14 protein-coding genes are annotated in these 14,436 nt (G+C 37.5%); 3 read left to right on the top strand and 11 right to left on the bottom strand.

Annotation, left to right across the window (positions count from 1 at the left end; all coding sequences use genetic code 11):
* Positions 1 to 163: 163 nt before the first annotated feature.
* Both ACNKXV_RS02800 and ACNKXV_RS02795 read right to left on the bottom strand, forming a co-directional pair.
* Entirely contained in the window at positions 164 to 943 is a 780-nt protein-coding gene (locus ACNKXV_RS02800) for a zinc ribbon domain-containing protein (RefSeq protein WP_417906179.1), read from the bottom strand.
* A gap of 1 nt (position 944) precedes the next feature.
* Positions 945 to 2,039, bottom strand: a complete 1,095-nt coding sequence (locus ACNKXV_RS02795) for a Nif3-like dinuclear metal center hexameric protein (protein WP_417906178.1) — start codon at positions 2,037 to 2,039, stop codon at positions 945 to 947.
* Between the two features lie 104 nt (positions 2,040 to 2,143).
* Between ACNKXV_RS02795 and lpxK the strand changes: the two genes are divergently transcribed.
* Positions 2,144 to 3,154: a tetraacyldisaccharide 4'-kinase gene (gene lpxK, locus ACNKXV_RS02790; RefSeq protein WP_417906177.1), complete on the top strand. Its 1,011-nt coding sequence runs from the start codon at positions 2,144 to 2,146 to the stop codon at positions 3,152 to 3,154.
* A gap of 96 nt (positions 3,155 to 3,250) precedes the next feature.
* Here lpxK and ACNKXV_RS02785 read toward each other — a convergent pair whose 3' ends face one another.
* The 6 genes from ACNKXV_RS02785 to ACNKXV_RS02760 all read right to left on the bottom strand — a co-directional run bounded on the left by ACNKXV_RS02785 (position 3,251) and on the right by ACNKXV_RS02760 (position 9,374).
* A complete protein-coding gene (locus ACNKXV_RS02785; protein WP_417906176.1) occupies positions 3,251 to 5,482 on the bottom strand; it encodes a response regulator in 2,232 nt (743 codons plus the stop codon).
* 41 nt (positions 5,483 to 5,523) lie between these two features.
* Positions 5,524 to 6,531, bottom strand: coding sequence for a type I glyceraldehyde-3-phosphate dehydrogenase (gene gap / locus ACNKXV_RS02780; RefSeq protein WP_417906175.1), 1,008 nt, complete (start codon positions 6,529 to 6,531; stop codon positions 5,524 to 5,526).
* Between the two features lie 7 nt (positions 6,532 to 6,538).
* A complete protein-coding gene (gene lipA / locus ACNKXV_RS02775) occupies positions 6,539 to 7,420 on the bottom strand; it encodes a lipoyl synthase (RefSeq protein ID WP_417906174.1) in 882 nt (293 codons plus the stop codon).
* Positions 7,421 to 7,498: 78 nt separating this feature from the next.
* A complete protein-coding gene (locus tag ACNKXV_RS02770; protein WP_417906173.1) occupies positions 7,499 to 8,068 on the bottom strand; it encodes an RNA polymerase sigma factor in 570 nt (189 codons plus the stop codon).
* Positions 8,059 to 9,162 carry a glycosyltransferase gene (locus ACNKXV_RS02765; RefSeq protein ID WP_417906172.1) on the bottom strand — a complete coding sequence of 368 codons (1,104 nt, stop codon included), beginning with the start codon at positions 9,160 to 9,162 and terminating at the stop codon, positions 8,059 to 8,061. Before ACNKXV_RS02765 ends, ACNKXV_RS02770 begins: the two co-directional genes overlap by 10 nt.
* An 8-nt stretch (positions 9,163 to 9,170) precedes the next feature.
* Positions 9,171 to 9,374 (bottom strand): membrane or secreted protein, encoded by a 204-nt coding sequence (locus ACNKXV_RS02760; protein WP_417906171.1) that lies wholly within the window; start codon positions 9,372 to 9,374, stop codon positions 9,171 to 9,173.
* A gap of 167 nt (positions 9,375 to 9,541) precedes the next feature.
* Here ACNKXV_RS02760 and ACNKXV_RS02755 point away from each other — a divergent pair, with 167 nt between their 5' ends.
* The gene (locus ACNKXV_RS02755; RefSeq protein ID WP_417906170.1) at positions 9,542 to 10,168 is read left to right on the top strand and encodes a fasciclin domain-containing protein; all 627 of its coding nucleotides are present in this window, start codon (positions 9,542 to 9,544) and stop codon (positions 10,166 to 10,168) included.
* 50 nt (positions 10,169 to 10,218) lie between these two features.
* Here ACNKXV_RS02755 and murB read toward each other — a convergent pair whose 3' ends face one another.
* Together murB and ACNKXV_RS02745 are read right to left on the bottom strand one after the other, a co-directional pair.
* Entirely contained in the window at positions 10,219 to 11,232 is a 1,014-nt protein-coding gene (gene murB / locus ACNKXV_RS02750; RefSeq protein ID WP_417906169.1) for a UDP-N-acetylmuramate dehydrogenase, read from the bottom strand.
* Between the two features lie 4 nt (positions 11,233 to 11,236).
* On the bottom strand, positions 11,237 to 12,427 hold the full coding sequence (locus ACNKXV_RS02745) for a pyridoxal phosphate-dependent aminotransferase (RefSeq protein ID WP_417906168.1): 1,191 nt from the start codon (positions 12,425 to 12,427) through the stop codon (positions 11,237 to 11,239).
* 96 nt (positions 12,428 to 12,523) lie between these two features.
* On the opposite strand from ACNKXV_RS02745, the gene ACNKXV_RS02740 reads away from it, so the two are divergent.
* On the top strand, positions 12,524 to 13,867 hold the full coding sequence (locus ACNKXV_RS02740; RefSeq protein WP_417906167.1) for an aspartyl protease family protein: 1,344 nt from the start codon (positions 12,524 to 12,526) through the stop codon (positions 13,865 to 13,867).
* A 49-nt stretch (positions 13,868 to 13,916) separates the two neighbouring features.
* On the opposite strand, the gene ACNKXV_RS02735 is transcribed toward ACNKXV_RS02740, so the two are convergent.
* Complete coding sequence (locus ACNKXV_RS02735; RefSeq protein ID WP_417906166.1) at positions 13,917 to 14,309, bottom strand: DUF1573 domain-containing protein; 393 nt, start codon at positions 14,307 to 14,309, stop codon at positions 13,917 to 13,919.
* Positions 14,310 to 14,436: the final 127 nt, after the last annotated feature.

Raw genomic sequence — 14,436 nt, 5'->3', positions numbered from 1 at the left:
AAGGTATACCATAATTTTTCTATTTATGTGAAATACTTGTTAACCTGAGTTTTCCGGCCATGGTAATTTTTAGGCATAAAAAAACTGCCTGAAAATTTTTAATTCAGATCCGCAGATCCTACTATTATTTTCAGGCAGTTTATAATGTTTGTTCTGTCAGGTATTAGAACCTTTTGAACATAGATTCCATTTTTTCCTGTTCTTCCTTAGCCAGTTCTTCATCAACAAGGATTCTTCCACTGTGCTCATCTGTAATGATCTTTTTGCGTCCTGCGATCTCCATGATAACCTGTGGTGGAATTGTAAAGAAAGAACCACCAGATGCACCACGTTCTACCGGTACAACAGCAAGACCATTTTTCACATTACTTCTTATTCTTTTATAAGCAGTAACCAGTCTTTCTTCGATGTTCTTTTCGTATTCCTTAGACTTATCGATAAGAGCCTGTTCCTCTTTTTCGGTTTCTTTAAGGATCTCGTCAAGTTCACTTTTCTTGTGCTTAAGGTGAGCTTCTCTTTCAGCAAGTTTCTCTTTAGTTTGAGAAATAACTTCTTTCTTCTGCTCGATCTTCGCTTTGTATTCTTTAATGTGCTTTTCAGAAAGTTCGATCTCCAATTCCTGGAACTCTACTTCCTTGCTTAGTGCATTAAATTCACGATTGTTGCGAACATTTTTTTGCTGCTCTGTGTATTTCTTGATGGTAGTCTTGGACTCCTCAATCTGGTTTTTCTTATTCTTGATATCGTTTTCAATAACTTCGATATCTGCATCCAGTTTTTCCAGGCGTCTGTTTAACCCTGCTACCTCGTCTTCCAGATCTTCAACTTCTAGAGGAAGTTCTCCACGTACGTTTCTAATTTCATCAATTCGCGAATCCACCAACTGAAGATCGTACAGTGATCTTAACTTCTCTTCTACAGTAACATCGTTTTTTTTCGCCATATTATAAATAATGTATTGGATTGGTATTTGTATCTGCTAAAATAAGTGCAAAACTACTAATTTTTTTGCTAAGAAAAGAATATAGTAAATTTTTTGTATACTGTTCACTTTCATAATGTCCAATATCTGCCACTACCAGCTTTTGCTCAGCTTTATAGAAGTCATGATATTTTAGATCGGCCGTGATATAAATATCGGCTCCTGCAGCTTTGGCATTTTCGATAGCAAAAGCTCCACTTCCACCCAGAACTGCAACTTTTTGCATGGGTTTGTTGAGAAAGGCTGAATGTCTAATTATTCCACATTTAAATACTTCCTTCACATGTTTTAGAAATTTCTCTTCTGAAATTTCCTGTTTGAGTTTTCCAATCATTCCCATTCCCAGATGCTGATTCAGGTTTTCAAGCTGATGGATTTCATAGGCAACTTCCTCGTAAGGATGGCTGTCAAATAGCGCTTTTACGATTTTTGATTTCAAATGTGCTGGAAAGGTCATTCCCAGCTGTATCTCCTTCTCGAAATGTAATTGTCCCTTTTGGCCAATCACCGGGTTTGATTCTTCATTTCCTTTAAAGCTTCCGGAACCTTCAATATTAAAACTGCAGTGATCATAATTTCCTATACTTCCGGCACCGGCCTGGAATAATGCTGTCCTAACTTTTTCCGCATCTTTTACAGGGACAAAAGTGGTTAGTTTTTTTATACTGTCATTTTTTGGAATGAGAATTTGCCGATCGCTTAAATTGAGTTTTTCAGCGATCATATCATTCACTCCTTTATATTGATTGTCCAGGGCAGTGTGAATGGCATAAATTGCAATGTCATTCTTGATGGCCTTCAAGACAGTTCTTTCTACATAATTTCTTCCGGTTAGTTTTTTTAATCCGGAAAATACTATTGGATGGAAACTAATGATCAAATTGCAATTCTTCGAAATCGCCTCCTCTACAGTAGCTTCCAGGGTGTCAAGAGTTATTAGAGCTCCGGTTACTTCCCTGGATTCGTCCCCAACTAATAAGCCAATATTGTCAAAGCCTTCAGCATATGCCGGTGGTGCAAAATCTTCGATGATATCAATTACTTCCTTTATGATCATATTTTAATATTTTAGCCTACTCTTAAGATTGCTTATAAAGTTATACAGTTCGATCTAATAAGCTCTGCTGCGAAATTAATTATAAATCTTAGACATAGTCATAGATGCCCAATTTAAGAAAATTACTATATCCATTTTCGGTCCTGTATAAAGGACTAACCGATCTTCGGAATATTGGTTATGACTATGGTTATTTTGAAGTTGCCAGATATGATTTTCCTGTGATCGCAGTGGGTAACCTGAATACCGGTGGTACCGGAAAATCACCAATGATAGAATACCTGGTTGGTTTGTTGATAGAGGAGCACAAAGTTGCGACACTAAGCAGAGGTTATAAACGGGAAAGTAAAGGCTTTCAGTTAATAGGCAGCGATGATAATGCGGCAAAAAGCGGTGATGAACCTCTACAGTTCAAAAATAAATATCCCGAATTGCTTGTGGCTGTGGATGCTGACAGGAGAAACGGCATCGCAAAATTAAGAAACGAGCAGGCTGAGGTGATTCTGCTGGATGATGCATTTCAACATAGAAAGGTTGAGGCTGGATACTATATCTTACTTACGTCCTATGGTGACCTTTATTCTCAGGATTTGGTTCTGCCGGCGGGGAATCTTAGAGAATCGCGAAAAGGAGCTGAGAGGGCAGATGTTATAGTTGTAACAAAATGTCCGCCGGAGATCACCTCTGTAGAGATGGAAAAGATCAGGGAAAAGCTCAAGGCAAATGATAAGCAGAAAGTCTTTTTCAGTAAAATTGAATATTCAAATAAAATATATGGAAAGTATGATATAAAGAACCTGAATGACATGAAGCAGGAAAACTATGCTATTGTTACAGGAATCGCCAATCCGGCCCCGTTTATTGATCATCTGAAAAAAGCAGGACTTGAATTACCGCATTTAAAATTTCCAGACCATCATATTTTTACCGAGAATGAGTTAAGTCAGCTTGATAAGTATGAAGGGATATTAACTACTGAAAAGGATTTTATGCGGTTAAAGGACAGCAGGCTTAAGGGGAAGTTATACTATTTGCCAATAAAAACAGAAATTATTGATAATGCTGAACAATTTGATTCAGCGATTAAAGATTATGTAAATAAAAATGAGGTGTAAAATACACCTCATTTTGTTTTGGCTAATTCAAACTATATAATTTCTTCTCTTTATATAATCCTACTTAGCAATATTTTGCAAAGCCCATGCCATAAATTATACAGCTGCTTCCCGTGCCGCTAAATACTTATTAATCTTATGGAAGAATTCTTCGGTTTTATATGGCTTAGGGATAATATCATTAAATCCATTCAAATAGAATTCGTCCAGATTATCATCCAGAGTCACTGCGGTTAAAGCAATAATAGGAATGTCAAAATCAAACTTCCTGATCTCTATGGTTGCTTCAATTCCGCTGATTCCCGGCATATGAATATCCATAAGAATAAGGTCGAAATCATTATTTTTCACCTTTTCAATGGCAATGGTCCCATTATCTGCAACATCACAAACAACCTTGTTTTTCTCAAGTATTTTCCGGGTGATCATTTGATTGATCTTGTTGTCTTCTACTACCAGGATATGCTTGTCTTTCATGATATCGTTGGTAAGTTCAATCTCTTTGGTTTGCGGAGAAGCTGTTGCAGCTTTTTTCAATTCTGCTTCAGGAGCTTCGAATTCAAGTTCAAATGCGAAAGAAGATCCTTCGCCAAGTTCACTTTCCAGGATGATCTCACTTCCAAGTAAGCCTAAAAGGTTTTTCACAATAGAAAGACCTAAACCGGTGCCACCAAATTTACGGTTGATCTGCGTGGAGCCCTGAGTGAAATTCTCAAAAATCGCTTTTTGTTTTTCTTTACCAATACCTTCTCCGTTATCCTTTATCTCAAACTGTAAGAATACCTTCTCGCCTTCGATTTTAGACTGTTTTACATTGATCCAGATGTCTCCATTTTCGGTAAACTTAATAGAGTTCCCTATTAAATTGATGAGGATTTGTGAGACCTTAAGCGGGTCACCAACCAGTTTCTCCGGAATTTTTTTATCGTAATTGAAATGTAATTTAGTATTGCGCTCATCGGCAGAATTTTTTAATGCGATAAGTACATCAGAAATTCTTTTTTCCAGATCGAATTTACTTTTTACAATTTCTACCTTATTTGCCTCCAGTTTATTGAGGTCAAGGATATTGTTGATTAGAGAAAGTAAATATTCCCCAGAAAACTTTAATGAATTAAGGTGCTCTTTTTGACTTTCGGTAGGACTTTCTTCCAGGAGGAGATGAGTCAAGCCTGTAACCGCATAAAGCGGTGTTCGTAATTCGTGGGTAATGGTTGTTAAAAACTGTGCTTTTGCCAGAGAGGCTTTTTCGGCATTTTCTTTTGCCAGAATAAGTTCAGAATTTTTCTTCTGAAGCAATTCATTCGCTCTTGCCCGTAAATTATTGTTCTTATATAAAGAAAGCGTTAGTAACGAAAGTATGGTTATTAAGGCCACACTAAGGATGGTTGTAAGTTTATTGACCTTTAATGTTTTTTCATTTTCTTCAGCCTGTAAAGTCAATTCATCAACCGTGGTTTTAAGCGCATTCATTCCCAGTTTAGCATTGGCTTCAGTTGCCAGTGCTTCTTTGTTCATGTCAAAAACAGTCTCGCGTATCTCATTCATTTTTTTAAGATACTCCAGTGCATTTGGTAAATTATTTCTGCTTTCGGAGATCTGACTTAATAAGCCATAGGTGTACATGGTCATTCCTGTATATCCGCCTTCCTGAGAAATTCGCAGAGCATCCTGAGCAGCTTTTTCAGCCTTTTGATAGTCTCCTTCTAGGGCATAAGCTCGGGCGTAGAAATAGTTTAACCTGGCCAATTCGTATTTATTTTTGCTCCTATCTAAATAAACTTCAGCATTGTGCAATTCTGAAAGTACCCGGTCATGATTCTCTACTTTCCCAAAATAAATAACAGCCCGGTTAAGAGCTATCACACCTAATTGTTCTGAATTTTCCTGTTTTTGATAAAATTTATCAGCAAGATCCAAATATTTTAAAGCACGATCATATTCACGTTTAGAGGTAAGTATTTTAGAATATAAAATGTAAGAATAGTTCAGGCCAAGGTCGTCTTTTATATCCCTTTGGATGGACATGGCTCTATCCAGCTGCGTAATTGCTTTGTCATATTCATGCCTTACGTGGTGTAATCTGGAAAGAATACTACTGGCAAGAGCAATATATCTTTTATTGTCAATTCTTTTTGCATACTCGAGAGACTTGTTTAAATCTTCCCGGGCCTTGTCAAATTCCATTATATCTATGGAATGTTCAGCTTTATTCAGCAATTCCCTGATCTCTTCAGGTTTAGGCGCAGCCTCGTCGATTCCGGGATCCTGGAATCCAAACAATACCATGCTGGCAATAAAGAGAAATATAAGCTTTAGGTTCTTCATTTGGGAAATAGCTAGAAGCTGTTAATATTTGTTAAATATAGCTATTTATCGTTAACAAGTGAAATTAAATCGACAAGACGGTTAGAGTAGCCAATTTCATTGTCATACCATCCTATTAATTTTACAAGTTTCCCACCAATAACCGAGGTCATCTGGGAGTCGAAAATGCAGCTGTGTTTATTGTCAATGATATCTATGGATACTATAGGATCACTAGTGTATTCAAGTATATGAGACATTTGTGAATTCGCAGCCTTCTTGAAAACTTCATTTACTTCTTCAATGCTGGTGTTTTTTGCCACATTCAAAGTCATATCTGTAAGTGATCCGTTTGGCACCGGTACTCTAATTCCGCATCCTCCAATTACTTCGCTAAGATCTGGAAAAATAGTTGTAAGAGCTTTGGCTGCACCGGTTGTGGTTGGGATAATAGACTGTGCAGCCGCACGACTTCTTCTTAAATCACGATGAGGTTTATCATGTAAACTCTGGTCTGAAGTGTAAGAATGCACGGTGGTAATATATGCCTGAGTCACTGTAAAATGATCGTGAATCACTTTTAGCATGGGAGCAGCATTATTAGTGGTGCAGGAGGCATTTGAAATAATTTTTTCTGAACCATCCAGAATATGTTCATTTACTCCTAAAACCACCATTTTAATATTATCATCCTGTGGAGGAACAGAAAGAATTACCTTTTTAACTCCTTTTTTTAAATGACCAAATAACGTGTCCTCGGTTTTAAATTTACCGGTTGCCTCTACAACATAATCCACCTCGTGGTTATTCCATGGAATATCATCGGGTTGTGGGTGATGAGTTAATGGTATAACTCTTCCATCCACTTTTATAAACCCTTCTCCGGCGGTAATATCATTAAAAATACGGCCATGAATACTGTCATACCTTAAAAGGTGTGCCAGACTAACCGAATCATGGATATCGTTTATCGCAACAATTTGAATCGTAGGATGGTCGAGTAGCAGTCGGAAAAAATTTCTTCCAATTCTTCCGAAACCGTTAAGACCAATCTTTATGGGTGTAGCCATTTAATGACTAGTTTATATGTTTCTGAGCTTTGTAAGAAGATCTTACCAAAGCACTACTTTCAACATGTCTGAATCCAAGTTCCAGTCCTACTTCTTCGTATTTTTTAAATTGATCTGGAGTAATAAACTGTTTTACCGGTAAATGTTTTTTACTTGGTTGAAGGTACTGGCCAATAGTAACCACATCCACCCCGGCATCACGTAGATCGTGCAGCGTTTGAATTACTTCATCTTCCTGTTCACCAAGACCCAGCATGATTCCGGATTTTGTTCTTCTTATCCCGTTATCCTTCAAATATTTTAAAACACCAAGGCTTCGGTCATATTTTGCCTGAATTCTAACCTCTCGGGTTAACCTTTTTACAGTTTCCATGTTATGGGAAACAACTTCAGGCATTACCTCGATAATTCGGTCAATATTCCTTTCATTTCCCTGAAAATCGGGAATTAAAGTTTCCAAAGTGGTTTCTGGATTCATTCGGCGAATTGCCTTAACGGTTTCAGCCCAAATGATAGATCCCATGTCCTTAAGGTCGTCCCTGTCTACACTTGTTACCACCGCATGTTTGATTTTCATCAATTTAATGGATCTGGCAACTTTTTCAGGTTCATCCCAATCTACAGTTTCCGGTCTCCCCGTCTTTACACCACAAAACCCACAGGATCTTGTGCAAATATTTCCCAGAATCATAAAGGTTGCAGTCCCTTCACTCCAACATTCTCCCATATTTGGACAACTACCGGAGGTACATATGGTGTGAAGGTCATATTTGTCTACAAGACTTCTTAATTCTGTATATTTTTTCCCCGTAGGAAGTTTTACCCTTAACCACTTTGGTTTAGGAGTTCTTTCGGTCTTTGATCTAACGGGAGCAACGTCTGTATTCATAGTCAAAATCTAAGGGTTCAAAGATACAATAATAAGCCAAACTGCATAAATTAGACAGCTCAGGTTTTTAAACCTTACTTAAGCCTTCCTCTGTTCGATAATTTGGGCAAGTAGTTTCTTGGCTCTGAGTAATTTAACCTTAATATTATTCATGGGTTCATTAAGGTTGCCAGCAATTTCTTTGTAGGACATTTCTTGAAAGAACCGAAGGTTGATCACCTCCTGATACTGTGGTTTAAGTTGCTTGATGTCTGCAAGCAATTGTTCCAGGTTCTGTTCCTTAATTAATTTATCTTCTATTCCTGGAGTTTCATCAGCAATCTCATAAACCAGATCTTCGTTTTCAATCGTTGTGCCGGAGCGAATTGAAGATTTCTTTTTTCTAATCTGGTCGATATGAATGTTCTTGGAAATTGCTATAAGCCAGGTAGCAAAAGAATAATTGCTGTCGAAAGTATCTATTTTTTTAAAGGCCTTGGAAAAGGTTTGAATGGTGATGTCCTCAGATTCATACTCATTGTGAGTCTTTTTTAACTGAAATCCATAAACATCATTCCAAAATCTGTCCAACAGGTAGTTAAAAGCAGATTGGTTGCCCTGTTTTGCTTCTTGTATTTTTGCAGATAACTTATCAGGGTCTATTTCCAACTTTTAGGTTTTGAAACAAGGTTCGTGATAAATATAACCAATTGCATTAATATCAGGAAAATGTCGAAAAAGGGGAAGAACCAGGCGACATCCTGCTCACCGAGTTTTTTAGCAGATTTGAAATAAATTATTCCTTCAACTAATAATTTAACTCCTAAAGTAGCAAGAACGATTTCCGGATGCACCTGAAGAATTAAAAGCAAAGTAAAAAAGACCCAGAATAATAATCTGGCTATATAAAAGACACCAAGCAGAAGTTTGTGTTTGCTTTTATAATTTGTTGCCGTAGAAACATGTCTTCTTTTTTGCGTAAACCATTCTTTAAAGCTTCCTTTTGGGACACTCCGCGTAATAGAATCGGGACCAAAACTAAGAGCAGTATTGTGCGGCGTTGCAGCTTCATTTACAAAAAGATCATCATCCCCGGACCTTAAATGCAGATGACTGGCAAAACCTTTCATTTCGTAAAATTTTGAGGAAGTGTATGCAAGGTTACGCCCAACACCCATATAAGGGGAGCCCATTTTGGCATATGAAAAATACTGAATCGCGGTTAGAAGAGTTTCAAACCGAATAAGTTTATTCAATAAAGAACCGGTATGCTGGAAAAAACCTCCATATCCCAGAACAATATCGATTCCCGGTTGGAATTGCCCGGCCATTTCTCTAATCCAGTTGCGGGATTGAGGTGCACAGTCGGCATCTGTAAAGAGTAGATGTTCGTTTACAGCCTTTTTTATCCCAAGAGTTAAGGCGTATTTTTTATTCGCCCAAAAAGCCTCATTATTTGCAACATCCACAATTTTAATTCTTGGATCTAATTGCTGAAATTCCTCAATGACCTCCAAAGTATTATCGGTCGAGGCGTCATTGATTACAATAATTTCAAATGATGGATAATCCTGTTCAATTATAGCGGGAAGAAAATTCCTTAAATTTTCTTCTTCATTTTTAGCACAGATGATGATGCTCACCGGCACTTCTGCACCATTCTTTCCAGAAGTAGTGGCGTTGGCAAAAGAGAAAAAAGAAAAAAAGTATATAAGATTAACTAAACTAATAAGTATAAAGATCCCGAGTAAAATTAAAGCCATTCAGTATTCTAGTTCTTTGGAGTATCTGAACAATTCTCTATTTCATCAGGCATTTTTCCGCAAAAACTACAAGGTTCTCCCTCTTTGTTAAGATAAGGATTCTGGCTGGCGCAGGTGCCTGCAAACTTTCCTTCTTTCTTTCCCCAGATCTTAATGGCGATTCCGGCAAAAGCGAGACCTAATAGAATAATACTGATGATAAATAGTTTCATAGCTTCCTTAATTCTGATGCAAAAATAATAATAATTAAAACCTTCTGAAAGTAGGACGCATCATTAATATAATCTTTACAATATTTAACTAAAGTTTAATCCCTATAATGACCGTAACTGCCTTTTCTACAATATCTTGCACTGTTAATCACGAAAAAACTAAAAATATGAAATTTAGAATGTTATTTATGACTCTTGCGCTTTTTGCAATAGTTTTCACATCCTGTGAAGACAATAATAAAAAAGAACAGGAGTTACAGGCTGAAAAGGAACGAATGGAAGAAATGGAAGCTGAGAAAAAAGCCGAAATGGAAGCTGAAAAAGCAACCATGGAAATGGAATCCAATAGCATTGCAGCCAAAGCAATGGAAACAGATACGCTTAGCACCCTGGTTTCTGCTCTAAAATCTGCAGATCTGGCGGTTATGTTCAAATCTGAAGAAGGACCATTTACTGTATTCGCTCCGCATAATGCCGCTTTTAATAAAGTAGATAAAGCTACATTGGAATCCCTGATGAAGCCTGAAAATAAAGAGAAGTTGGCAGATGTTTTGAAATATCATGTAGTTGCTGAGGAAGTTAATTCTCAAGCGCTTGTTCAAAAAATCAAGGATAATAACGGAAAGTATGAATTGAATACCGTTGGTGGAGGTACTTTAGTTGCTTCTATGGAGGGAGATAAAGTAGTGCTTACAGATGAAAATGGTAAAAAAGCTACCGTAGTAATGGCAGATGTAGATGCTTCAAATGGTGTGGTTCACGTAATTGACGCCGTTGTAATGAAGAAATCTTAATTTGATTAGTTATTAGTTAAAGGAAAAGGAGGGCATTTGCCCTCCTTTTTTTATATAATATTCACTTCGGCTTCTAAATGAATGCCAAAGCGTTTATAAACTGTTTCCTGAACCTTCTTTGACAGCATTAAAATTTCATTCCCGCTGGCTTCTCCGTAATTGACAAGTACCAACGCCTGATTTCTATGAACTCCTGCGTCTCCATCCCTGTATCCTTTAAGGCCGGCAGTATCGATAAGCCAACCTGCAGGGACTTTTACCTGAGTGTGCGATATCGGGTAGGAGGGGATATTTGGATATTCAGCTTTTAATTTTTCGTATTGGCTTTTTTCAATCACCGGATTCTTGAAAAAACTCCCACTATTCCCAATTTCGGCAGGATCTGGTAATTTAGATCTTCTAATTGCGATCACAGCATTTGAAATATCTTTAATGGAGGGAGAAGTGATTCCTTTGATTTCCAGTTCTGAAATTATGGAGCCGTAGTCTACCTTTAATTGGTGTTTCTTTCTGGTGAGTCTGAATCTAACCGAGGTGATTATATATTCCCCTTTTAGATCATGTTTAAATACAGAATTTCTGTAACCAAAATTGCAATCTTCCAGACTGAATTCCTTTTCTTCAAGAGTCTGGATGTGCATGGCTTTACAGCTAACAAAGCTGTCTTTTAATTCCACGCCATAAGCCCCAATATTTTGAATAGGGGAGGTTCCTACATTTCCCGGAATTAAGGAGAGATTTTCGAGTCCTCCAAAATCCTGGTCTAAAGTCCACATTACAAATTCGTGCCAGTTCTCTCCTGCGGCAGCTTCGATTATAACATTTTCCTCAGTTTCAGAAATTATTTCCTTCCCGGTAAGGGCAATATGAAGTACGGTTTTCGGGATGTCCCCGGTTAAGAGCATATTGCTCCCGCCTCCCAGAATAAAAAGATCTGAAGCATAACTTCTCTTTAAAACTTTACGTAAATCTTCCAGCTTTGTTACCGAAATAAAAGCTTCAGCTTTTACATCGATTCCAAAAGTATTGTATTGCTTTAAGGAAAAATTATGCTGTATTTGCATTCGATTATCTGTTGTACTCTTTTAAAGCCTTTTCCAGGATTACAATGGCTCTTTCAAGGTCTTCCTTTTTAAGTACGTAAGCAATTCGAACCTGATTATTTCCTGTATTTGGAGTGGAGTAAAACCCGGCGGCCGGAGCAACCATAATTGTTTCATTATTATCTTCGAAACTCTCCAGTAACCATTTAGCAAAATCATCGGCATTTTCTACCGGAAGTTCAGCGATACAATAAAATGCGCCTTTTGGCTTGGCAACTTTTACACCTTCTATTCTTTCAAGACCTTCTACTAAAAGGTTCCTTCTAAAAGTGTATTCTTCAATTACCTCGTTAAAATATTCTTCTGGTGTATCCAGCGCTGCTTCACTGGCGATCTGTGCAAAAGTAGGTGGGCTTAATCTCGCCTGAGCAAATTTCATAGCTGTGGCGATCACCTCTTTATTCTTAGATACCAGACATCCAATTCTGGCTCCACACATGCTGTAACGCTTGGAAACGGAGTCAACCATGATCGCGTGATCTGCAAGTTCCGGGATGCTCATAATAGAATGGTGAACAGCACCATCATAAGCAAACTCTCTGTAAACTTCATCTGAAACTATGAACAGGTCATGTTTAATAGCAAGGTCTGCCAGTTGTTTGATTTCCTCTTCAGTATATAAATATCCTGTTGGATTTCCCGGGTTACAAATTAAAATTGCTTTTGTTTTTTCTGAAATCAGTTTTTCGAATTCAGAAATTGGAGGAAGCGCAAAACCATTATCGATGTTAGACTGAATAGGTTTGATGCTAACTCCTGAAGCCGTTGCAAATCCATTATAATTGGCATAAAATGGCTCAGGAATTATAACTTCATCTCCCGGATCTGTAATGCTTCCCATGGCAAATAATAAAGCTTCAGATCCACCGGTGGTGATAATGATCTCATTTTTATCTACAGGAATGGAAGTTTTCTGGTAGTATTTCGCAAGTTTCTTTCTGTAGCTTTCAAAACCTGCCGAATGACTATAGGAAAGAACTTCGATATTATGATTTTTTACTGCATCAAGAGCTCCTTCCGGCGTTTTAATATCGGGTTGACCAATATTAAGCTGATAGATCTTACGACCCTGAGCAGTTGCTGCTTCAGCATAAGGAACCAGTTTTCTAATTGGTGATTCGGGCATTTGAAGCCCTTTTATAGATATCTTAGGCATAGCTTATTAATTGTGGGTTGCAAAATTGCAAAATTAATGGATTAATCAATAAAAATCACCGGTTATTATCCCGTTATTTTTGTAATTTAATAAGGTATGAACTTTCAAATCCTGACTAAGTATCTTTTAGTTTTTTTCATCCTTATTCTGTCTGCTTCAATTTATTCGCAAAATAATTTCAGAATTGAGAATGGAAAAGGAAAGTTTACTGCCAAATTTGATCTGGTTAATGACCTTGTAATTATCCCGATTTCGGTGAACGGTCAGCCTCTCTCATTTCTTTTGGATACAGGTGTAGATTCAACAATTCTTTTTGATCATGCAGAGGGTGATACCATTGATCTTAATAGCCAGTCGGTTATTTATTTGAAAGGGCTGGGGGATGGGAAGCCCTTACGGGCAATTCTTTCCCGAGGAAATGAGGTTCAGTTTGGCGATGCGATAAGTGATAAACACAATATCTATGTTATTCAGGGAGGTGTTTTTAATCTTTCCAATAGAATGGGGGTGGCCATAAATGGAATTCTTGGATATGATTTCTTTAAAAATTTTATTGTGGAATTCAATTACAGGAGAGAGAAGGTCAGTGTTTTCGATCCCCAATATTATGAATATGGTAAATGTGGAAAGTGCATAGATCTCCCCTTAAGTTTCTATAAAAAGAAACCCTATATAGATGCTGAGGTGGTTTTAGACGATAATCAAAAAAAGAAAGTAAAACTTCTCCTGGACAGTGGATCTGGCGACGCAATCTGGTTATTTCAAAATCAAGAAAAAGGAATCGAATTACCGGAGGCTTCTTTTAGTGACTTTTTAGGCTTCGGAATTTCCGGAAGTGTCTATGGTGACAGAACGAGAATAAAAGAACTGCACATTGGAAAATTTCAGTTAATGGATGTCACGGCCAGTTTTCCTGATAGTACCTCACTGGCTTATATGGATAATTTTGAAGCCCGGAACGGAACCCTGGGCGCTCAGGTCATCAAGAGATTTCACTCGGTGATAGATTATCGCGGAAGGAATATTCGATTAAAACCCAATGGTGACTTTAGGGAACCCTTTGAATACGACATGAGTGGAGTGGTGGTAAAACACAGTGGCTTCAAGATTGTGAAAAATAAAGACCTTAATTCCCAAAGATACTCAGATGAAGAGGGGCCGGAGAGAGGTGTGATGGTCTATAAAACCAGTGTTCAGGTATTTTATTCCATGGAGCCTAATTACGAAATCGCCGAGATAAGGCCGGATTCCCCGGCAGAATTTGCCGGATTGAAAATTGGAGATGAACTTTTAAAATTAAATGGAAAGGTTGTCCATAAGTACAGCCTGGAAAATATAAACAGAGTGTTGTCGTCTGGTGAAGGGAAAAGGATTAGAATGGAAGTTTTGCGGGAGGGAAAGCCAGTTAAACTTTCATTTGTATTAAAAAGGATTTTATAAAAAAATAGCCTTCACAATGGAAGGCTATTAGTTTTCATTTTAAGAATGATTAACTCTTATCTGCAGATTCATCTATAACCTGCCCTTTTATTTTCAAACCTTTTATCGGTTCATCGGCATTGGAATAAACAGTAACTGTTTTTCGAATGTGTCCAACACGACTCGTGTCATATTTAACTTCAATTTTCCCGGTTTCTCCAGGCATTATCGGTTTTTCCGGTTTTTTAGGGACAGTACAGCCGCAGCTGGATTTAACGTCCTCTATAACGAGCGGCGCATCTCCTACGTTCTTGAACTCAAAAACGCGGACTCCGTCACTGCCCTTTTTTATTTCGCCGTAATCGATAGTTTCGGTTTTAAATTCAAATTTAGCAGTCTTCTGCGCCTGTGCGGTAGCCAGACCTGCAAATATGAATATGGCGATTGCAATAAGTTTTTTCATAATTCGAAAATTTTAAGCGGAATAGTAAATATAAGCTGAAATAGTTCAAATCTCAAATTTTTAAATCAATTCAGCAGCTTTCATAATCCTCCATTAATAATTACTTTTGCCATTATTTCAAAAATCA

The sequence above is a fragment of the Christiangramia aquimixticola genome (assembly GCF_048285835.1).
Lineage (GTDB): Bacteria > Bacteroidota > Bacteroidia > Flavobacteriales > Flavobacteriaceae > Christiangramia > Christiangramia aquimixticola.
Note: the sequence above shows the minus strand (reverse complement) of the source record. Positions and strands in the feature narration are given on the sequence as shown.